The sequence below is a fragment of the Actinoplanes sp. NPDC089786 genome, from assembly GCF_040684855.1.
GTDB lineage: Bacteria > Actinomycetota > Actinomycetes > Mycobacteriales > Micromonosporaceae > Actinoplanes.
In genome coordinates, this window is the sequence record NZ_JBFBGU010000001.1 from 469,108 (window position 1) to 488,690 (window position 19,583).

At 71.8% G+C, this 19,583-nt stretch carries 20 protein-coding genes, 1 tRNA gene and 1 pseudogene; 10 read left to right on the top strand and 12 right to left on the bottom strand.

Translation table 11 applies throughout. From position 1 onward, the window contains the following. Positions 1-60 precede the first annotated feature (60 nt). From AB0O15_RS02210 to AB0O15_RS02240, 7 genes are all read right to left on the bottom strand, one after another. Complete coding sequence (locus AB0O15_RS02210) at positions 61-708, bottom strand: ATP/GTP-binding protein (RefSeq protein ID WP_364312858.1); 648 nt, start codon at positions 706-708, stop codon at positions 61-63. Beyond that, positions 686-1,120: a DUF742 domain-containing protein gene (locus AB0O15_RS02215; RefSeq protein WP_364312860.1), complete on the bottom strand. Its 435-nt coding sequence runs from the start codon at positions 1,118-1,120 to the stop codon at positions 686-688. Before AB0O15_RS02215 ends, AB0O15_RS02210 begins: the two co-directional genes overlap by 23 nt. Then, on the bottom strand, positions 1,117-1,587 hold the full coding sequence (locus tag AB0O15_RS02220) for a roadblock/LC7 domain-containing protein (protein WP_285686133.1): 471 nt from the start codon (positions 1,585-1,587) through the stop codon (positions 1,117-1,119). Before AB0O15_RS02220 ends, AB0O15_RS02215 begins: the two co-directional genes overlap by 4 nt. Beyond that, the gene (locus AB0O15_RS02225) at positions 1,584-4,310 is read right to left on the bottom strand and encodes an ATP-binding protein (protein ID WP_364312862.1); all 2,727 of its coding nucleotides are present in this window, start codon (positions 4,308-4,310) and stop codon (positions 1,584-1,586) included. The genes AB0O15_RS02220 and AB0O15_RS02225 overlap by 4 nt, the downstream gene beginning before the upstream one ends. Next, positions 4,297-5,409, bottom strand: coding sequence for a hypothetical protein (locus tag AB0O15_RS02230; protein WP_364312865.1), 1,113 nt, complete (start codon positions 5,407-5,409; stop codon positions 4,297-4,299). Before AB0O15_RS02230 ends, AB0O15_RS02225 begins: the two co-directional genes overlap by 14 nt. Positions 5,410-5,760: 351 nt before the next feature. Next, positions 5,761-7,431: a DUF885 domain-containing protein gene (locus AB0O15_RS02235; RefSeq protein WP_364312867.1), complete on the bottom strand. Its 1,671-nt coding sequence runs from the start codon at positions 7,429-7,431 to the stop codon at positions 5,761-5,763. 10 nt (positions 7,432-7,441) lie between these two features. Next, entirely contained in the window at positions 7,442-8,518 is a 1,077-nt protein-coding gene (locus tag AB0O15_RS02240; RefSeq protein WP_364312869.1) for a PHP domain-containing protein, read from the bottom strand. Positions 8,519-8,536: 18 nt separating this feature from the next. Here AB0O15_RS02240 and mtnA point away from each other — a divergent pair, with 18 nt between their 5' ends. The 3 genes from mtnA to AB0O15_RS02255 are packed head-to-tail and all read left to right on the top strand — an operon-like array spanning position 8,537 to position 11,229. Continuing rightward, positions 8,537-9,505 (top strand): S-methyl-5-thioribose-1-phosphate isomerase, encoded by a 969-nt coding sequence (gene mtnA / locus AB0O15_RS02245; protein ID WP_364312871.1) that lies wholly within the window; start codon positions 8,537-8,539, stop codon positions 9,503-9,505. A gap of 9 nt (positions 9,506-9,514) precedes the next feature. Further along, a complete protein-coding gene (locus AB0O15_RS02250; RefSeq protein ID WP_364312874.1) occupies positions 9,515-10,561 on the top strand; it encodes a hypothetical protein in 1,047 nt (348 codons plus the stop codon). A gap of 20 nt (positions 10,562-10,581) precedes the next feature. Next, positions 10,582-11,229: a hypothetical protein gene (locus AB0O15_RS02255; RefSeq protein WP_364312876.1), complete on the top strand. Its 648-nt coding sequence runs from the start codon at positions 10,582-10,584 to the stop codon at positions 11,227-11,229. Between the two features lie 225 nt (positions 11,230-11,454). Here AB0O15_RS02255 and AB0O15_RS02260 read toward each other — a convergent pair whose 3' ends face one another. Together AB0O15_RS02260 and AB0O15_RS02265 are read right to left on the bottom strand one after the other, a co-directional pair. Then, positions 11,455-12,039, bottom strand: coding sequence for a DinB family protein (locus tag AB0O15_RS02260; RefSeq protein ID WP_364312878.1), 585 nt, complete (start codon positions 12,037-12,039; stop codon positions 11,455-11,457). A 32-nt stretch (positions 12,040-12,071) separates the two neighbouring features. Then, a complete protein-coding gene (locus AB0O15_RS02265; RefSeq protein ID WP_364312881.1) occupies positions 12,072-13,043 on the bottom strand; it encodes a prephenate dehydrogenase/arogenate dehydrogenase family protein in 972 nt (323 codons plus the stop codon). An 88-nt stretch (positions 13,044-13,131) separates the two neighbouring features. Here AB0O15_RS02265 and AB0O15_RS02270 point away from each other — a divergent pair, with 88 nt between their 5' ends. Next, a complete protein-coding gene (locus AB0O15_RS02270; protein WP_364312884.1) occupies positions 13,132-14,280 on the top strand; it encodes a hypothetical protein in 1,149 nt (382 codons plus the stop codon). 48 nt (positions 14,281-14,328) lie between these two features. On the opposite strand, the gene AB0O15_RS02275 is transcribed toward AB0O15_RS02270, so the two are convergent. Continuing rightward, entirely contained in the window at positions 14,329-15,081 is a 753-nt protein-coding gene (locus tag AB0O15_RS02275) for a M23 family metallopeptidase (protein ID WP_364312886.1), read from the bottom strand. 128 nt (positions 15,082-15,209) lie between these two features. On the opposite strand from AB0O15_RS02275, the gene AB0O15_RS02280 reads away from it, so the two are divergent. The 4 genes from AB0O15_RS02280 to AB0O15_RS02295 all read left to right on the top strand — a co-directional run bounded on the left by AB0O15_RS02280 (position 15,210) and on the right by AB0O15_RS02295 (position 16,965). Next, the gene (locus AB0O15_RS02280; RefSeq protein WP_364312889.1) at positions 15,210-15,620 is read left to right on the top strand and encodes a hypothetical protein; all 411 of its coding nucleotides are present in this window, start codon (positions 15,210-15,212) and stop codon (positions 15,618-15,620) included. 67 nt (positions 15,621-15,687) lie between these two features. Then, entirely contained in the window at positions 15,688-15,897 is a 210-nt protein-coding gene (locus AB0O15_RS02285) for a hypothetical protein (protein WP_364312892.1), read from the top strand. Positions 15,898-15,979: 82 nt separating this feature from the next. Then, positions 15,980-16,516 (top strand): tRNA adenosine deaminase-associated protein, encoded by a 537-nt coding sequence (locus AB0O15_RS02290; protein WP_364312895.1) that lies wholly within the window; start codon positions 15,980-15,982, stop codon positions 16,514-16,516. A 26-nt stretch (positions 16,517-16,542) separates the two neighbouring features. After that, on the top strand, positions 16,543-16,965 hold the full coding sequence (locus AB0O15_RS02295) for a nucleoside deaminase (protein WP_364316970.1): 423 nt from the start codon (positions 16,543-16,545) through the stop codon (positions 16,963-16,965). On the opposite strand, the gene deoD is transcribed toward AB0O15_RS02295, so the two are convergent. Then, a complete protein-coding gene (deoD, locus tag AB0O15_RS02300; protein WP_364312898.1) occupies positions 16,937-17,662 on the bottom strand; it encodes a purine-nucleoside phosphorylase in 726 nt (241 codons plus the stop codon). The genes AB0O15_RS02295 and deoD overlap by 29 nt on opposite strands. Positions 17,663-17,764: 102 nt before the next feature. Between deoD and AB0O15_RS02305 the strand changes: the two genes are divergently transcribed. Continuing rightward, a tRNA-Ser gene (locus tag AB0O15_RS02305) sits at positions 17,765-17,851 on the top strand. Positions 17,852-17,908: 57 nt separating this feature from the next. Here the strand turns inward: AB0O15_RS02305 and AB0O15_RS02310 are convergent. After that, a pseudogene (locus AB0O15_RS02310) lies at positions 17,909-18,752 on the bottom strand (LysR family transcriptional regulator). Between the two features lie 96 nt (positions 18,753-18,848). Between AB0O15_RS02310 and AB0O15_RS02315 the strand changes: the two are divergent. After that, positions 18,849-19,574, top strand: a complete 726-nt coding sequence (locus tag AB0O15_RS02315) for an SDR family oxidoreductase (protein WP_364312901.1) — start codon at positions 18,849-18,851, stop codon at positions 19,572-19,574. Positions 19,575-19,583: the final 9 nt, after the last annotated feature.

The window sequence follows — 19,583 nt, forward strand, 5'->3', positions numbered from 1 at the left end:
CAACTCTGCCCGTTCGAAGGCCGTTTTGGAAACCGCGAACCTGTGCGATCAGATGCACACTCAGTGAGAATTCATCTTGATCGACTTGTGCAGTGCCTGGTCGAGGACCACAAGCAGGGCGTCGCGCACCGAACCACGGAATCGTGCGTCAAAGGAGAGGACGGGCACGTCTTCCCGCACTGCGAGAGCCCAGCGCACCTCGTCGAGGTTGTAGGCCAGCTGACCGTCGAACGTGTTGACCCCGACGACGAACGGCAGACCGGCCCGCTCGAAGTAGTCGACGGCCGGATAGCAGTCGTCGATCCGGTTGGTGTCGACCACCACCAGGGCGCCGAGCGCACCCCGGATCAGGTCGTCCCACATGAACGCGAACCGGGACTGACCGGGCGTGCCGAACAGGTAGAGCTTCAGCGTCTTGTCGATCGTCACACAGCCGAAGTCCATCGCGATCGTGGTGGTCGTCTTGGACGTCGCCGGCCCCGGATCGTCCACGCCGATCGACTCCATGGTCATCTCGGCCTCGGTGGTCAGCGGCGAGATCTCCGAGATCGCGCCGACCGTGGTGGTCTTGCCGACACCGAAGCCACCGGCCACGATGATCTTGACGGGGACCGGAGGGGCGCTCCGCCGCTGCTCGTCGGGCACCCGCGCGGTGCCGACGATGCGGCTGTCCGGCAGGCCCGGCTCACGATATGGCTCGTAGTCCACGGATCACTCGCATGATGGTCTCGGGTTTCGGGAATTCGTGGTTCAGCACGTGCACCTCGAGCTGGCCGGCCGCCCGAAGGTCGCCGACGAGGATGCGGGTGACGCCGAGGTGCATGCGCAGGCGGGCCGAGATCTCCGCCACCGACAGCGGCTCGACGCACAGGGTCACGATGGCGCGCTTCTCCGGCGGCAGCCGGGTCGGCACGGCGCCCGGGTGGGCCGTGACCTGGGTCTCCATGCCGATGTCGGGGTCGGGACCGTCCACCCGCCCGGACGTGATGACGAACGGGCGCAGGGTGGAGTTGGAGTCACCGGCCTCGGTCGGCCGGGGTGACGGTTTCATCCGCAGGAACGGCCGTACCCCGGGCGCGGGCTCGCGTCCGGGGTGATCGGGGCCGCCCGGGTAGGTCATTGCTGAACGGCGTTTTTCAGTTCCGCGATCAGGCGGGGGCTGAGTGCGCCACCGGCCCGGGTGGCGAACAGCGTCATCTCGTACGCGAGCGTGCCCAGGTTGGCCGTGCGGTCGGCGATCACACCGAGCACCGAGCCGGCGCTGATCGCCGTGACCAGCAGGTAGCCGTCCTGCATGTCGATGATCACGCGGTTCAGGCTGCCCAGGTTGTACCAGCTCGCGGCGCCGCCGGAGAGGCTGGTCAGGCCGGAGACCACCGCGGCCAGGCGCTCGGCGTTGGGCCGGTCCTTGATCGCCGACATGGCCATCAGCAGGCCGTCGGAGGACACGGCGATGGCCTCGATCACCCCAGCGGTGCCGGACGTGAACGAGTCCAGCAACCAGTTGAAGGTTTTCGCCTCCGCACTGAGCTGCGAGTGCGCGTAGTCGCGACCGCTGTTGGTTTCGGTGCTATAGGGGGAAGTCATCGCGATTGTCCCTCGTGTTGGCTCTTCGACTCATTCAAGGCGAGTGCGACTCCGTACTCGAACTGCTCGACCAGGGCGCGCGCGGCGTCCGGGTCCAGGGGCTGGCGCGGCGAGGCGGCTGGCGTGTGGTTCTGCGGCTCGGGAGCCGGCAGCGAGGCGCCCGGGACCCGGCGGGCCAGCGGCGGGTTGCCGTCGGCCGACGGGGCGGTCATCCCGGCCTCGATGACGTCCCACTGCGCCCTGGTCACGCCGGCCTCGAAAGCCTCGAACGCGGCTCGGGCGGCGAGCGCGTCGTCGGTGGACGGCGGTGCGGCGGGCGTCTGGGGACCGGTGTCCTGCGGCAGCTGACTGCCCGGCACCCGCCGGCGCAGACCGTTGCCGTTGCCATTGCCGTTGCGGGCCGGCTGTTCCGGGCCGGTCCGCTGCCGGGGGATGGTGACCGGCTCGAACTGCTGCGGCTCGACCTGGTGCGGCTCGAACCGAGGTGGTGCGGCCGGCGGCGGGGGGACCGGCGCCGGGGTCATCTCGATCGGCACCGGCAGCAGCTCGGGCATCGCGGCCGGGTGCCGGCCGGCCACCGGGGTGCCGGCGTCGTAGGGCCGTCCCGGCTCGTCCCGGCCGTACGGCAGGTCGTCGACGATCTCGGCGTCGATCGGCGTGGCCGACGAGGTCAGCTCGGGGTGGGGCGAGGCGAACGCGTTCCAGGTCTGCGCGCTCTGCAGGGTCCGGGTCGCGCGGTCGAGCACGTTCGCGTCGAACGGCTGGAAGCTGCCCGGCGCCGATCGCCGGACGCCGCCGGCCAGCAGCGCCCCGAACTCGCTGGTCGGGCTGGTCACGATGGCCTGGATCGGCGTGCCCGGCGGCAGCGTCTCGGCCGCCGGGACCAGGTGGGCCGGGCGCAGGTCGATCCACGCGGTGACGCCGCCCTCGGGCGTGTCGGTCAGGGTGACCTCGATGCCGTGCCGGCGGGCCAGCCGGCCGACCACGAACAGGCCGAGCACCTCGGTCGGCGCCAGGTCGAGGCGCTCACGGCGGGTCAGCCGGGCGTTCTCCTCGGCCAGCCGCTCGGGGGCCAGGCCCAGGCCGTGGTCGACGATGGCCAGCCGGGCGCCGCCGCGCAGCTCGGCCGCGGTGACCATGACCTGGGTGTGCGGCGGGGAGAAGGCGGTGGCGTTCTCCATCAGCTCGGCCAGCAGCAGGGTCAGGTCGGCGACCAGGGCCGGCACGACCACGATCTCCTCGGGCACCTCGACCTCGACCCGGGTGTAGTCCTCGATCTCACCCAGGGCGAGCCGGACCACGTCGGAGAGCGGCAGCGGCGCCATGTGCTCGTTCGTGCCGGCGCCGCCGGAGAGCACCACCAGGCTGGACGCGTTCCGGCGCAACCGGCTGGACATGTGGTCCAGGCGGTAGAGCTCGCGCAGGCGGTCCGAGTCGGTCTCCCGGCGCTCCAGGTTGTCGATCAGCGCGAGCTGACGACCGACCAGGTTCTGCGTACGCCGGCCGACGTGCCCGAACATCTGCGCCACGTTGCGCCGGCCGCCGACCTGGCGCTCCACCAGCCGGACGGCGGTGGTCTGCACCCGGTCGAAGGCCCGGGCCAGGTCGCCGATCTCGTCCCGGGCCGCCACATCCACCGGGTCGAGCCGGATCGGTCTGGCCACCTCGGCCTCGTCGTCGGCGACCCGCTCGAGCTCGGTCTCGGCCGCCCGGGCGATGCGGTCGGCCGAGCTGGTCAGGCGCTGCAGCGGCCGGGCGACCGCGCGGGCCATCACGATGCTCAGGCCGAACACCATCAGCAGCAGCAGCAGCGACGCGCCACCGACCCAGTACGCGGTCCGCAGGGCGTCGTCCCGGTTCGTGGTCACGGCCGCGTTCACGTCGGCCGAGACCCGCTTCTCGACGAAGCCACCGAGCACGTTCACCGACTGCAGCGACCCGAACAGCGAGTCGCGGTTGAGCAGCCCGATCGCTTTGGCCGGGTCGGTCGCCGCCAGCGTCAGGAACTGCACGCCGACCCGGGACGACCAGGCGTCCTGGGCCGAGAGGTAGAGCTTGTACTGCGAGGGCGTGAAGAACACCTGCGCGGTGAGGATGTCGTTCTGGAGCCGGATCAGCAGCGACGCGAACAGCCCGACGAACTGCGGGTTGTTGGCGATCGCGGCGGTGGTCAGGTACGACGACGACTGGCTGATCAGGTCGTTGGTGCGCAGGGCGTAGTCGAGCGCGTAGAGCTGGCGGCCGACCGAGGTGGTCAGGTCGGCCTGGGTGCGCAGCTGGAGCCCGTCGATCAGCGGCTGCACCACCGCGTTGAAGTCCTGCACGAGCTTGTACGGGTCGGTCTTGCGGCTCAGGACCGCGGCGCGGGTGTCGTTCAGCCGTGCGGCGTTGGCCACCGCGCCCTTCATCGTGGCGTTCAGCGGCTTGTCGCGGCGGGTCAGCGCGGCCAGCTTGTCCTGCACCTTGGCGCTCTGTGCGACCAGGTCGGGACTCTGCACCAGGCCGAGGAAGTAGCCGGACGAGAGCAGGCGCTCCTCCTGGAGGTCCTGCACGGCCGAGCCGACCGCGTTGGCCAGCTCGACGGTGTCCTTGATCCGCTGGGCGTCGCGCGCGGCGTCGACCCGGTTGATCACGATGGGCACGGCCAGTGCGACCACGCCGAGCAGCGGTACGAGAACCAGCAGGGTCAGCTTGCCGAGGATGCGGAACTTACCGAAGAGCACCGGAACGCTCCCGCCGATCGGGCCCGGCCTGTGTGCCGTAAGGCGGCGCGGGATCATGGGCGTGGGCGGCGGCGAACGGGTCGCGGGCGCTCGGCAGCGAGTCGGCCAGGCTGACCGGCTCACGCTCGGGCACCGCGCGGCCCCGGCGCCGCCCGGTGGCGATCAGCAGCACGACGGCCAGCACCAGCAGCACGACCAGGGCGCCCATCACGATGGTTTCGATCCGCCGGCTGTCCAGCCGGTCCATCCGGCTGTCCAGCAGGCCGCGCATCTCGCGGACCAGCACACCGGAGAGGCTGGACAGCGAGGTCTGCAGCTGGCTCTGCGCGGTGGCCATCGCGGCCGCGTTCGGGGCGCTGCTGCCGCCGGGGCTGGCGCCGCGGATGAACGCCTCGACGCCGCGGCGGAACGCGTCCACCGTGGTCACCAGGCTGCCGCTGAGCGTGGTGCTCTCGGTGTCGTCGACCGCCGCCTGGAGGTTGTCGGTGAGCGAGGCGACGTTGGTGTTGACCGCCAGCACCGCCGCGCCGAACTGCGGCAGCAGCGCGGCCTGGGCCTGCGCCCGGGCCTGGGCCGAGCCGCTCGGGTTCTGCAGCATCAGCGCGAGGTCGCCCATCCGGCTCACCATGACGGTGGTGTTCGGCAGGTCGAGCGCGAACGCCTGCTGCAGGTGGGACAGGTCGTTGTCCGGGTCGCGGCTCAGCGTGGAGTTGTCGGCGACGCTCTTGAACAACGCCAGCGTCAGGTTGGTCACCTCGACATGGGCCTGGTAGATCTGCAGCGGCTGGCCGGTCACCGAGCTGAGCCGGTTGATCCGGTCGCGCAGGCCGGTCCACCGCTCGCGGGTGCCGAGGTCGTCACCGATCCGCTCGTCGATCGCGGCCATCCGGCTGACCGCCGTGGTCAGCGAGGCCGGCGCGGCCGTTACGCCCTGCATCGACGAGGACTGCGCCTCGGTCAGCGCGCTGACCAGCGGCGCCAGGCCGCCCAGGTATTCGACGCCCTGCTGTTCGCTCTGCGCGTCGTCACGCTCGCCGGCGTTCTGCTGCCAGGACCGGAAGAAAAGCGTGCCGGCCGGCGCCAGAATCAAGATCGTCAAAACGACCGCGAGCGCGGAGCGTAGACGCGACGGGCCATTTCCGTCCGATGCTGCCATTGCCTCTTCCTCCGCCACGGGCACTACTGAGCCGCCGCCCGGCCATCGATCACCCTCTGTAATCGCACAGACGCGCGGATCCGGGCCAATCTATCCCGAGAAATACTCAAGGGACCCCTTACCGCTGGTCAGTCTTGAATCGTCTGATCGGGGGATGCGCCGCGGGCAGGGTCGGTTGTATCGAGAGGAAAGGCATGGATATCGGTCAATTATTAGGCCGATAGTGACGGGATAACAGCGGAGAGTGCCGAAACTGCGGACGGTAACGCAGCGGACACAAAGTCCGTCGCGTTTCTAAATGCGAGAGAGGGCTTTTCTGAGTGGGTCGAGCCCGAGAACGCCCAGATTTAACGCGTCCTGATGGAAGGCTTTCAAGTCGAATTCGGAGCCTTTGCGGGCCTTGGCGTCGTCACGCGCCTGCAGCCAGATTCGCTCGCCCACCTTGTACGCCGGCGCCTGTCCCGGCCACCCCAGGTATCGGCGCCACTCGAAGCGCAGCACGTCCTCGTCGACCCGGCAGTGCGCCCGCATGAACTCCCAGCCCAGCTCCGGCGTCCAGCGCTCGCCCGGGTGGAAGCCGAACGGGTTGTCCCGGGGGATCTCCAGCTCCAGGTGCATGCCGATGTCCACGATCACCCGCAGCGCGCGCAGCGCCTGGCCGTCCAGCATGCCGAGCCGGTCGCCCGGGTCGGCGAGATAGCCGAGGTCGGCCATCAGCCGCTCGGAATACAGCGCCCAGCCCTCGCCGTGCCCGGAGCACCAGGCCAGCAGCCGCTGCCAGCGGTTCAGCCGGTCGGTCAGCAGCTGGACCCCGCCGACCTGGAGGTGATGGCCGGGCACGCCCTCGTGATAGACGGTCGACGTCTCGCGCCAGGTGGAGAACCGGGTCTGCCCGGCCGGCACCGCCCACCACATCCGGCCCGGGCGCGAGAAGTCCTCGGTCGGCGCGGTGTAGTAGATCGCCCCGTCCGAGGTCGGCGCCAGGCAGGCTTCGAGCTTCCGCAGCGGCGGCGCGATCTCGAAGTGGGTGCCCGCGAGCTCGTCCATCGCCTTGTGCGCGACCTGCTCCATCCACTCCCGGAACGCCTCCTTGCCCGGCACCCAGCGGGCCGGATCGGCGTCCAACGTGGTCACCGCGTCGTCGATGCTCGCGCCCGGTCCGGCGATCTCGGCCGCCACCGCGCGCATCTCGGTCTCCAGCCGGTGCAGCTCGTCGAAGCCCCAGGCGTACGTCTCGGCCAGGTCGATCTTCGCGCCCAGGAAGTACTGCGAGGCCAGCGCGTAGCGCTCCGGACCGGCGGCCTCCTTGTCCCGCCCGCGGGGCGCCATCTCGGCCCGGAGGAACTCGGCGAAGCCGGCCACCGACGCGGTCGCGGCCGTGGCCCCGCGGTCGATCTCGGCGCCCAGCGTGCCGCTCGCGCCGACCCGGCGGGCCAGGCCGCGGAAGAAGTCGTCCCGCTCCGGGTCGGCCCAGGCCTCGCACAGGTCGGCCGCGGCCAGCAACTGGGCCCGGGCGCTGACCTGGCCGGCCTCGGCCGCCTCGGTCAGCGTGCGCTGATATTCCTGCACCGCGCGGGGGAACGCCGCGAGCCGGGCGCTGATGTTGGCCGCCGCCTCCTCGCCCTGGGTCGGCATCAGGTCGAACACCTGCCGCAGGGCGGCCACGCCGTGCGAGATGACGCTGACCTCGCTGGCCGTGTAGCCGGCCTCGTAGCGGGACAGCTCCAGGCCGAGCCGCTCGAGCATGGCCTCCTTGGCGACCTGCTCGGTCTCGGACTCCGGGTCGATCAGGGTGAGCTCGGCGATGGTCCGCCGGGCCAGCTCGCCCTGGGCGGCGTAGCCCTCCGGCGACAGATCGTCCAATTTGTCGTCCTGGCCGGGAACACCGATGAAGGTGGCGCCGGTCGGGTTCAGCGGAGCCCAGGCGGCGATGTACCGGTCGGCAAGGTCAGCTACGTCTCCCACCGGCCCGACACTACCGCTCGTGCGACGCCGTCCAATCGAGCAGGCGCGACGTCGTCCAGGTGTTCACGACCCGTTCGACCGGTACGCCGCACAGCGCCGCCCGCTCGCAGCCGAACCGCAGCCAGTCCAGCTGGCCCGGGGCGTGCGCGTCGGTGTCGATGCTGAACAGGCAGCCGGCCTCGACCGCCGCGGTGAGCATCCGCTTCGGCGGGTCCAGCCGGTCCGGCCGGCAGTTGATCTCCACCGCCTTGCCGTGCTCGACCACCGCCGCCAGCACCTTGGCCAGGTCGAAGTCGCTCGGCGGCCGGGTCGGCGAGCGGCGGTGGGCCCGGTCGCCCTCGGCCTTCACGCCGGCCGCCGCCGCCGACACCTTGCGCCCGGTCATGTGCCCGAGGATGTCCAGATGGGGGTTCTCGATCGCCCGCAGCATCCGGCGGGTCATCCGCGGCGCCTCGTCGCGCAGCTTGCTGTGCACCGAGCCGACCACCACGTCGAGCCGGGCGAGCAGCGCGTCCTCCTGGTCGAGCGAGCCGTCGTCCAGGATGTCCACCTCGATGCCGGTGAGGATCCGGAAGCCCTCCGGTAGCGCGTCGTTCACCCGGGCCACCCGGTCGAGCTGCTGGCGGAGCCGGGCCGGCGACAGGCCGTGGGCCACCGTCAGCCGGGGCGAGTGATCGGTCAGCACCAGGTACTCGTGGCCCAGCTCGACCGCGGCCAGGGCCATCTCCTCGATCGGCGAACCGCCGTCCGACCAGTCCGAATGCGAGTGGCAGTCGCCCCGCAACGCCTCCCGCAGCTTCGCCGCCGCGCCCTGCAGGTCGGTGCCCTCGGTCGCCTCCATCCGGCGCAGATAGGCCGGGACGGTGCCGGCCAGCGACTCGCCCACGGCCAGCGCGGTCACGTCACCCACGCCCTTCAGCTTCGACAGCGTGCCCGAGGAGACCCGTTCGCGTAGTTCGTCCGGGGGCAGCGCGGCGATCGTCGCGGCGGCCGAGCGGAAGGCGCGCACGCGGTAGGTGGCCTCGTTGGCGCGTTCCAGCAGGAAGGCGATGCGGCGGAGGTCGGCGACCGGATCTCTGGCGGGCATGTCTGCAGAATAGGAGGCATGCGGACGATCGACTGGGTGGACGGCGCCATCGAGATCATCGACCAGACGGCGCTGCCGGCCGAGGAGCGGGTGCTGCGGCTGACCACCGTGCCCGAATTGATCACCGCGATCCAGACGCTGGCCGTGCGGGGCGCGCCCGCCCTGGGGGTGGCCGGCGCGCTCGGGGTCGCCCTGGCCGCCCGCCTCCATGCCGAAGATCCCGAAGATCTTGCTCTGTGCGTACGCGCGATAGAAAGCGCCCGGCCCACCGCGGTGAACCTGGCCCGCGGAGCGCGACGCACCGCCCAGCGACTGCCCGAGGGTCCGGGCGCCGCGCTCGCCGAGGCGTTGCGGGTGCGCGACGAGGAGATCGCCGCGTCCGAGGCGATGGCCACCCGGGGCGCCGACCTGATCACCGAGCTGTGCGGCCGCGCGCCGCGGATGCTGACCCACTGCAACACCGGCGGGCTGTGCGCCGTGGTCGGCGGGACGGCCCTCGGCGTGGTGCTCGAACTGCACCGGCGCGGAACGCTGCGGGACGTGCTGGCCAGCGAGACCCGGCCGCTGCTGCAGGGTGCCCGGCTGACCGCGTGGGAGCTGACCCGGGCCGGTGTCGACTTCCGGGTGGCGGTGGACGGGGCCGGGCCGTTCCTGATGGCCCGCGGCGAGGTGGACGCGGTGGTCGTGGGGGCCGACCGGATCTGCGCCAACGGCGACACGATCAACAAGATCGGCACGTACGCCCACGCGCTCGGCGCCCGCCGGGCCGGCCTCCCGTTCGTCGTGGTGGCGCCGGAGTCCACGATCGACCCGGACACCCCCGACGGCGGCGCGGTGGAGATCGAGGACCGGGCCGCCGCCGAGGTCAGCGCCGGATTCCCGGCCGCCAACCCGGCCTTCGACGTCACGCCGTACGACCTGATCACCGCGATCGTCACCGACAGGCGCGTAATCAGACCGGCCTCCGGCGAGCGCCCCGACGCGTAAAATCCGTACGTGACACGGGGATTGGCGGCGCTTCTCACGCTCACGGCCGGCCTCGCCGCACCGGCCTCCGCAGACACCACACCACCGGAATACCACTCCGTCACGTTCTCCCGGAGCACCGCCACCGTGGCCGGGCTGGAGACCGAGTTGCTCTCGGTCAGCGTGCGCCTGACCGACGACGACTCCGGTGTGGAGGTGCACCCGGGCCTCCCCGGCTGGGAGGGCTATTCGCCCGCCGTCCGGGTCGGCTCGCGCTGGGTCCACCTGACCCTCGGCTCCGGCACCCCGCGGGACGGCGTCTGGACCGGCGGCGTGGCGATCACCTCCGACTGGGCCACCGGCGCCTACCGGCCCGAGAGCGTGGTCGCCTACGACGTGGCCGGCAACACCCTCGAGACCGACCCGCGAACCGCCGGCGAGGTGCCGTCGATCGACGTGCACAGCTCGAACAAACCGCGGCTGACGCTCACTTTCACGCCGAGTCCGGCCACCGTGGACGCGCCGCTCACCCGGATCGTCCGGGTGGCTGACGGAACCACCGGCCGGCCGCTGGCCGGCGCGCCGATCGGCCTGGGCTACGACAACGTCTGCGCCGAAGACCCCAGCCGCACCCCGGCCGGGCACACCGACAGCGCCGGCGAGTTCCGGTCGACGCTGCCCGCCGCCACCTACGACCAGGGCCACTGTGCCTGGATCTCCGGCGACAACGTGCCCCGGCAGAACCCGACCCTGATCGCGCCGACCTTCCAGGCCCCGGCCTACCGCTGGTCGGTCACCGGTAAGCCGGCGCGGGCATCGGCCCCGGCCGGCACGAACGTCGCCGTGACCGGTTCGCTGGTGCCGATCGCGCCATTCGGCACGACGGTCCAGCTCCAGCGCCGCTACAGCGACAACACCTGGCACACCGTCAACACGGCGCGGACCGACGGCAACTCGCAGTACAGCACTCTCGCCACCCCACCGGGAGTGGCCACGTACACGTACCGTGTGTTCGTCCCCGCCATCGAGTCGCGCGCGGCGGGCACCTCGGCGACGTTCACCATCCGCGGCACCTAGAACGGGGAGGTTCTCCGGTCGTGCGACGGGCGTTTGTGGCGTTGACCCTGGTCCTGGTGACCGTTCTCGGCCTGGCGGCGCCGGCCCAGGCGGCCCCGGTGATTCGCTTGTGGAATCCGGGCTTCTTCTTCCCCGGTGACTTCGTCATGCAGGGGGTGACGGTGTCCGCCCCGGGCGTCCCGGTGGCCATCGGGTACGGCGACGAGTGCGCGACCGGCTCGGGCAGCTACGCCGCGGGCCACACCGACGAGCGGGGCGACTTCCGCATGACGTTCCCGGCCGGCCGCGACTACACCGGGGAGTTCTGCGCCTGGCTGACGGACGGCGACCCGGCCGCCCGCCTCGGCGAGGTCCGTGGCCACGTCGGCTACTACTACGTCCTGCAGGCCGCGCCGGCCCGGCGGGTGGTCCTGGCCGCCACGGATGTCGCCGTGGCCGGCGTCCTGCAACCGTTCCAGTCCGGCAAGGAGGTCCTCCTCCAGCGCCTCTACCGGGACGGGCAGTGGCGCACGGTCAACCAGGGCCGGACCGACACGACGGCCGGCTTCAGCGTGGTGGCCACCCCGCCGACCTCCGGCACCCACCGCTACCGCGTGGTGGCCGCGGAGGAACCGCACCGGGCCACCAACCACTCGCCCGAGTTCACCATCCGCAGCGTCGAGGCCTAGCCGCCGACCTCGGTCGCCAGCCGGACGGGATGTTTGGGGGTTGGCGCGAAGCGCCGGGAGGGTGACCACGCACGCAGAATGAAGGTCGCGCGGCTCTGTTTTGGCCGCGCCAGCGGCCTGGAGCCGGGTGGCCGGCCTCGGCGGGAGCGACGGTCAGAACCACCCACACAGCTACGACATCAAGCTCTTGATCTTGATGTGGATCGAGCCGAAAAGAGGGGCTCGTCAGGTTGTTGGTTGCGTCGCCGGCTTCCACGGCTTGACGAAGTCGTTGGCGGGCCAGCCCTCGGCCGCGGACATCAGGCTGTACGCGGTGGCGCCGTCGACCGTCTGCCGGATGATGTCGGCGTGCCCGGTGTGGTGGGCGTACTCCTCGATCAGGTGCATCAGTACCCAGCGGAGGCTCCAGTGGTCGTGGTCCTGCGGGTTCCACGGGACGCTCTTGTCGATCGGGATCTGGTGATCGAGGTCGAGGCCGGCGACGACCCGCGCGGTCTCGGCCGCCACCCGGTCGGTGAAGGCGAGGATGTCGTCCAGGGTCTCGCCCTCGGCCACGTCGAAGTGCTGGTCCCACTGGTGGGCGCCGGGGTAGGACGGCGGGCGCTGGAGGACCGTGTCGATCCAGCCCGCTTCGGTGTACGCGCAGTGCCGGATCACGCCGCCGACGCTCAGCTCGCTGGCGCTGGGAGTAGCCCGCAACTGCGAAGGGGTGAGGCCGTAGCCGGTGAGCTTGAGCAGGTAGCGCCGCTGCTCCAGGAAGGCCATCAGGCCGTCGCGCTCGTCGCTGACCGGACGGGTCTGACCAGGCATGTCGTGCTCCTTCGTCGTTGTTGAGGACAACGCTAGGGGCTATTGCGGTCAGTTTCCGGCCGCATGGCGATGACTTTTCGGCGCTCGCGGTCGATGCCGGTGACCCAGCCGCCGACCCGGCCCAGCCGCAGCAGCACGTCCTTGCGAACGGGCAGCTCGGCCTGCTCGCCGGGGACGGGTGGCCAGGCGGCGCGGGCGGCGCTGGCCGGTGCGAGCAGCGGGCCCAGGGCGGCCACCGGGTCCTTGGCGCTCAGTTCCGTACGCATCGCCTGCAAGCTCCGCAGCACCTGGTCGAGGGCCTCGGTCACGGCGGCCGCGTTACCGCCGCACATCGCCGCGATCAGCTCGGGCCGGGTCGCCGCCACCCGGGTGCCGTCCCGGAAGGACCCCGCGGCCAACGCGGCCGCGAGCGGGTCACCCTCGATCGCGCCGGTCAGGGCCGCGGCGAGCAGATGGGGTACGTGACTGACGCCGGCCACCACGCGATCGTGCTCGGCCGCCGTCGCCGGCACCACCCGCGCCCCCAGCCCGGTGATGATCTCGGCCAGGTCGAACCACTCGGCGGTCTCGGTCTCCGGCTCCAGGCAGAGCGCCCAGGCGCAGCCGACGAAAAGCCCCCGGTCGGCGGCCCGGAACCCGGACGTCTCCTTGCCCGCCATCGGGTGCCCGCCGACGAACCGCAGGTCGCCGGTCAGGTCGCGGACCGGCGCCTTGATCGACGTGACGTCGGTGACCAGCCCGCGGTAGCCGGTCATCTCGTCGAGCACCGAAGGCAGGGCGGGGAACGGCACGGCCAGCACGCACAGGTCGGTGTCCCGCACCGCGTCCCGGATGGTGCCCGCCACCTCCCAGCGGGAGCCGGATCGGGCGCGGGCGGCCGCGGTGCGCGCGGTGGCCCGGGTCGCCGGGTCGGCGTCGAAGCCCACCACCCGATGTCCGCCGGCGGCCAGCGCCTGGAGCACCGAGCCGCCGATCAGGCCGAGTCCCAGCACCGCGACGTTCACGAAGAGGCACTCTATCGGCCATCCGGCTGGTGGGGGATTAGTACGTTTCGCAGTAGAACGCAGCTTATCTTCGCGTTACTGTCACTTCGTGACTTACACGGGCAAATCTGTCAATCGGGGGATTATCGGCGCCGGGATTGTGGCGGCGCTGGTGGCCGCGGCCACCCCGGCGTGGGCGGCCCTGTCCGCGTCGCCGGACGTGCTGCCCGGCTTCAACGGGACGGTGCTGGCGGTGGCGTACTCGGGAAACACGCTCTACGCCGGCGGGGACTTCACCTCGGTCGTGGTCAAGGGAAAGACCATCGCCCGGAGCCGGCTCGCCGCGGTCGACGCGCGCACCGGTGAGTTGCTGAGCTGGGCGCCGTCCGCCGACGGGCGGGTCAAGGCGCTGGCCGTGAGCGGGTCGGCGGTCTACGCGGCCGGTGACTTCGGCGCGGTCAGCGGACAGACCCGCGACAGCCTCGCCAAGCTCGACGCCGTCACGGGGGCGGTCGGGAGCTTCGAGCACAGCGTCAGCGGCCGGCCGTACGCGCTGGCGGCCGGCTCCGGGCGACTCTACGTCGGTGGGGCGATCACCGCGGTGGACGGGCAGACCCGCACCCGCCTCGCCGCGTTCAGCCTGGGCCGCGGCGACCTCGACAGCACCTGGAAGCCGGCCGTCGACGACCAGGTCGAGACCATCGCGGCCACGACCGGCCGGATCTACGTCGGCGGCAAATTCCACAAGGTCAACAGCACGTCCGGGTACGACCGGCTGGTCGCGCTCGAGCCGGCCAAGGGCTCCGTCGTCACCGGGTTCAAGCCCAAGGCCTCGGTGATCACGTACGCGATCACGGCCGCACCGGACGGCGTCTACACCGCGCACGGCGGGCAGGGCGGCAAGGCGAACGCGTACTCGGCCGGCGGGACCCTCAAGTGGACGGCCACGTTCGACGGTGACGCGCAGGCCATCGCCTCGTACGGCAACACGGTCTACGTCGGCGGGCACTTCGACCGGGCCTGCAAGAGCGCGCGGACCGGCGACCACGGCGTCTGCCTGGACGGGTCGAACTCGCGGATCAAACTGGCCGCGCTGGCCCCGGCCGACGGGAAGCTGCAGTCCTGGACGGCCAACGGGAACGGCATCGAGGGCGTGCTGGCCATGGCCACCACCTCGAGCTTCGGCGCGATGGCCGCGGGCGGCGCCTTCACCACCATCAACGGCAAGTCGGTGAAGCGCCTCGCCCAGTTCAGCTGAAAGTCTTGGGCCGCACCTCTCGGGCGAGGGTGCGGCCCTCCTCTTCGATTACGGCTTGCAGTGGTTCTTCTTCTCCCAGGCCTTCACCGTGGCGACCGGGCTCTTGCCGCCCTTCTTGCGCCACGAGTCGAGGAAGGTGGCCGGCCAGACCACGCCGCGCCGGGTCTTCCAGTCGCCGGTCCGGGCGCACGGCGGCGAGATGCCGAAGTGCAGGTGGCAGACGTTGTTGGCGTTCCCGGTACGGCCGACCTGGCCGAGCAGCTGACCGGCGGTCACGCGTACGCCCGCCTTGATCGCGCTCTGCACCTTGCTGAAGTGGGAACCGTAGTAACGGACGCCGTCGTCGCCCAGCAGCGACACCGAGAGGCCGCCGTTGTTCGGGCCGTCCGGTGACCCCTTGACGTAGCTGTCCTTGCGGCTGACCTCGAGGACCACGCCGCTCGTGGCGGCCACCACCGACTCACCGCAGTCGGCGAAGATGTCCGTCGCCGGGTACTTGCCGTGGGTCGGGTGGTAGGCGACGTTCGACGCCTTGACCGGGAAGACGTACTTGACGTTCTTGGGCGTGGCCGGCGTCGACGTCTTGGCCTTGGGCTTCGGCGTCACCGACGGCTTGGCCGGGGTCGGCGACGGCGCCGTCAGGGCCGCGGGGGGATCGGCGGCGGCGGGCGACGACGGCTCCACGAAGATCGGCGTCGCGGCCGCCGGGGCGGTCTCGGTGCCGTCGCTCGCGGGAGCGCCGCAGCCGGCCAGCACGAGGGCCAGAGCGGTCAGTCCGGTGAGGGTACGGAGGCGAAACACCGCGCCATCCTGACAGAAGTCGTCCGATCCCGCTGCCCTGGTCATCCCGGCTAGTCTCATTCGGTATCGGCTCTCATCCGGCGTGCAGAGGCCGGGAGCGGCTCTCATTCGGCGTGAAGGGGTTTGGCATGGGCGAGCGGCACGGCATCTGGCCCGCGGCGCAACCGCCGCCGCCCGGGTGGCTGCCGGTCGGCGGCGACACCCCGCCGGCGCCGCCGCCCGGCCTCCCCGCCGGCGCGCCGCCACGCCCGGTCTACCGCGAACCCCACACGATCTCGGCCGCGCCGCTGCTGTCCGGCATGGCCGCCGCGATGGTGTGGTTCGCCGCCTTCGGCTTCCTCGGCCGCGACCTGGTCAGCTATGCCTGGTGGACGGTCGGCGCCGCGGTCGGCGCCTGGGCCGTCGCGCTCATCCTGAGCCTGCTCGGCGACCGCGGCGTGGCCACCGGGGTGGCGATCGTCTCGGGGCTGGGCCTGTCCATCGCGATGGGCTTCGTGACCCACCGATGGGTTACCACCCTCGACTGGCCGCTGTGGTGAATGTCCTGGTCTGGCGATACTTCTCATAGACGTACGGTGTGTTCATGGTGGCGCTGCGCACTTGGCCTTGACGAACATCGCCGCGCTCGGCAACCTCTGCCTCATGGCCTCTTCCCCACAGCGGCTTGACCCCGACCGGCGCCGCCGGCGGCTCGAACTGTTGGCGGCCCTCGCCGACGCCAAGGCCGCGCGTGAGTTCACCCAGCCCGAGCGGCTGCGCGGCGCCCGCATCCGCGAGTTGATCGCCAACCGGCGCCGCCGCCGCGTCGTTTCCTGACACTCATTCGGGGCGTGGTGCTTCGCGCCCGCGCGCGCACCCGATAGCTTTGTTCGCGCCAGGACATCGCAGTGGGGGAATCGTGTCGACTTTTGCTGCCGCCGTCGCCCGGGGCAAGAACGGTTGGACGGCATCCGAGATCGAGCTGAACGGCCTCGCTGACCTCGACGAGGTCGCCGACCGGCTGCTCGACGCCGAGCCGGAGGCCGAGGTCTCCCTGCTGTTCGTCGAGGCCGACGATCTGTACCTCGTGATCCTCCGCCTGGACGAGGGCGAAGACCTGCGGGTCTTCGGCTCGGACTCGGCCTTCGCCGAGGAGTCGCGCCTGGGCGCGATGCTGCTCGGCGACATCGAGGCGCCCGCGCTCGACATCGACGAGGTCGCCGAGCCGTCGTCCGGCGCCGAGGAGGACGAGGACGACGACGAGGACGACCCGCCGGTCGCCGACCCCGACGCCGACCCCGTGGGCGACACCGAGATCCTGACCGACCTGGGCCTCACCTCGTCGCGGCTGCTGGCCCTGTGCGCCCAGGAAGGACTGCTCCCGGCCGACGTCATCTCGTCGGTGGCCGAGAAGCTGGGGTTCGTGGACGAGCTGGAAGAGCTCCGCGAGGCGTGAGCAGCCGGCCGCTCCACCTCGCGTGGATGCGCCGCGCGCTCGAGGTGGCCGCGTCGTACCCCGAGGACGTCCCCGTCGGTGCGGTGGTCCTCGGTCCGGACGGCGCCGAGCTGGCGGCGGCCGGCAACGAACGGGAGGCGGCCGGCGACCCGACCGCGCACGCCGAGATCCTGGCCCTGCGCCGGGCCGCGGCCGCGCTGGGCACCCGGCGGCTCGAGGGCTGCACGCTGGTCGTGACGCTGGAGCCGTGCACGATGTGCGCCGGGGCGCTGGTCCTGGCCCGGGTGTCGACGCTGGTCTTCGGCGCCTGGGAACCGAAGACCGGCGCGGTGGGGTCGCTTTGGGACGTGGTGCGGGACCGGCGGCTCAACCACCGGCCCGCGGTCTACTCCGGGGTGCTGGAAGCGGAGTGCGGGGCCCTCATGCGGGAGTTCTTCCGGCGCCCGTGATGGTGTCGAGCCCGATCTGCACCATCGCCGAGAAGCCGGTCTCCCGCTGGGCCGACTCCATCGCCTCGCCGCGCTTGATGTGGTCGCTCACGGTCAGGATGGTCAGCGCCCGGGCCTTGTAGCGGGCCGCGATCGTGTAGATCGCCGCCGACTCCATCTCGACCGCCAGCACGCCGTAGTCGGCCAGCGTGTCGTAGAGGTCGGGGCGGTCGGTGTAGAAGGCGTCGGCGGCCAGGATCGGGCCGACCCGCATCGCGGTGCCCCGGCGTTCGGCGACCTCCACGGCCGTACGCAGCAGCGTGAAGTCCGCCACCGGCGCGTAGTCGACCAGCCCGTCGAACCGGACCCGGTTCATGTTCGAGTCGGTGGCCGAGCCGATCGCCGCCACCACGTCACCCAGCTGAAGCTCCTCGGCGAGCGCGCCGCACGACCCGATCCGGATCAGGTCGCGGACGCCGTACTCGTTGATCAGCTCATGGGTGTAGATCGACGCCGACGGCATGCCCATGCCCGACCCCTGCACCGACACCGGCACGCCCTGCCAGGTCCCGGTGAACCCGAGCATGCCCCGCACCTGCGTGTAGCACTTCGGGTCGTCCAGGAAGGTCTCGGCGATCCACTTGGCCCGCATCGGGTCCCCGGGCAGCAGGACCCGCTCCGCGATCTCGCCCGGCTGCGCCCCGATGTGCACGCTCATGCTTTTCCCTCCGTCGACGGTTCCCTCACCGCCGATCCTGCCAGCCACCGAGGTGCCAACCCGGCGGTGGGCCGGATCCGCCGGTCGGGTAATCTACTTCGCGGTGGTGTGTCCGAGCGGCCTAAGGAGCACGCCTCGAAAGCGTGTGAGGGTGCAAGCCCTCCAAGGGTTCAAATCCCTTCACCACCGCTCTTCACCCGAAGCGCCCGGCGACCCGCCGGGCGCTTCGTCGTTGTTGTCGTCCGGCTAGAGCCGGGTGGCGGTCCGGACCAGGGCGGCCAGGGCGCGGGATGTGCTGTGCGGCGGCCAGGCGATGACCGTGGTCACCTCGGGGGCGTCGGACACCGGCACGATGGCGTGGCCCTCGCTCAGGTAGGGGCGGACGCTCTCGGGCAGGACCACCACGGCCCGGCCGAAGGGAGATCAGTTGCAGCAGCTGGGCCTGGTCGTGGATCTCGGGGCCGGGGCCGGGCGGGTACGAGCCGTCCCGCCGGGGCCAGCGCGCCATCGGCAGGTCGGGCAGCGAGTCGACGTCGGCGATCCGCAACCGCGTTCGCGTGGTCAGCGGGTGTCCGGCCGGCAGCACCGCGACCTGGGTCTCGGTGTGCAGTTCCTCGACGTCCAGGCCGGTCGTGGAGTCGAAGGGGGTGTGCAGCAGGGCCACGTCGGCCCGGCCGTCGCGCAGCATCGCCTCCTGCTCGCCCACCCCGCACAGCACCACATCGACCGGGACCGCGCCGGGCTCGGCGGCGTACGCGTCGAGCAGCTTGGCCAGCAGCTCGCCGGCCGCCGCGGCCTTGGTCACCAGGACCAGGCCCGCGGCGCCACCGGGCTGGGCCCGGCGGGTGCGGCGCTCGGCCGCCGCCACCGCGTCGAGGGCGGCCCGGCCCTCGCGGAGCAGCACCTCGCCGGCCTCGGTGAGCGTGACCGACCGGCTGGTCCGCCGCAGCAGGGCCACGCCGAGCCGCCGTTCGAGCTGCCCGATGGCCCGGGACAGCGGCGGCTGCGCCATGCCGAGCCGCTGAGCCGCCCGCCCGAAGTGCAGCTCCTCGGCGACCGCGACGAAGTACCGCAGCTCCCGCGTCTCCATACCGGCCAATCTACTAGCGGATCGATACCCGGGGGATATTGATCCGTACCCAGACGGTGTTGGAGCCGTCACCGGGCCGCGGCCAGGCTTCCAGGCATGAGCGAATCCATCACCGCGCTGGTCACCGGCGCGAACAAGGGCATCGGGTACGAGATCGCGGCCGGCCTGGGCGCCCTCGGCTGGAGCGTCGGCGTCGGCGCCCGCGACGAGGAGCGCCGCGAGGAGGCGGTGGCGAAGCTGCGCGCGGCCGGCGTCGACGCGTTCGGCGTACCCCTGGACGTGACCGACCAGGCCACCGTGACGGCCGCCGCCGAGCTGATCGAGAAGCGCGCCGGCCGGCTCGACGTGCTGGTCAACAACGCGGCCATCACCGGCGGCATGCCGCAGGCGCCGACCGTAGTCGACCCGGCGACGGTGGCCCGGGTGGTCGACACCAACGTGATCGGCGTCGTCCGGGTCACCAACGCGATGTTGCCGCTGCTGCGGCGCTCGGCGTCGCCGCGGATCGTCAACATGTCGAGCAGCGTCGGCTCGCTGACCCGGCAGACCGGCCCGGACGATGTCACCGGCCCGATCTCCGGCGCCTACGCCCCGTCCAAGTCCTTCCTGACCGCCATGACCGTGCAGTACGCCAAGGAGCTCCACGACACGAACATCCTGGTCAACGCGGCCTGCCCGGGTTTCGTGGCGACCGACCTGAACGGCCACCGCGGCGTGCGCACCCCGCGGCAGGGCGCCGCGATCGCCATCCACCTGGCCACCCTCCCGGACGGCGGCCCGACCGGCGGGATCTTCGACGACCAGGGCGTTGTTCCGTGGTGATCGCTGGGT

What these genes read in the sequence shown, in the direction of transcription:
- AB0O15_RS02315 (WP_364312901.1), top strand. Translation starts at nt 18,849, where the DNA reads ATGAGCGAATCCATCACCGCGCTGGTCACCGGCGCGAACAAGGGCATC.
- deoD (WP_364312898.1), bottom strand. Translation starts at nt 17,662, where the DNA reads ATGAGCGTGCACATCGGGGCGCAGCCGGGCGAGATCGCGGAGCGGGTC.
- mtnA (WP_364312871.1), top strand. Translation starts at nt 8,537, where the DNA reads ATGCGGACGATCGACTGGGTGGACGGCGCCATCGAGATCATCGACCAG.
- AB0O15_RS02295 (WP_364316970.1), top strand. Translation starts at nt 16,543, where the DNA reads ATGCGCCGCGCGCTCGAGGTGGCCGCGTCGTACCCCGAGGACGTCCCC.
- AB0O15_RS02220 (WP_285686133.1), bottom strand. Translation starts at nt 1,587, where the DNA reads ATGACTTCCCCCTATAGCACCGAAACCAACAGCGGTCGCGACTACGCG.
- AB0O15_RS02215 (WP_364312860.1), bottom strand. Translation starts at nt 1,120, where the DNA reads ATGACCTACCCGGGCGGCCCCGATCACCCCGGACGCGAGCCCGCGCCC.
- AB0O15_RS02260 (WP_364312878.1), bottom strand. Translation starts at nt 12,039, where the DNA reads ATGCCTGGTCAGACCCGTCCGGTCAGCGACGAGCGCGACGGCCTGATG.
- AB0O15_RS02280 (WP_364312889.1), top strand. Translation starts at nt 15,210, where the DNA reads ATGGGCGAGCGGCACGGCATCTGGCCCGCGGCGCAACCGCCGCCGCCC.
- AB0O15_RS02240 (WP_364312869.1), bottom strand. Translation starts at nt 8,518, where the DNA reads ATGCCCGCCAGAGATCCGGTCGCCGACCTCCGCCGCATCGCCTTCCTG.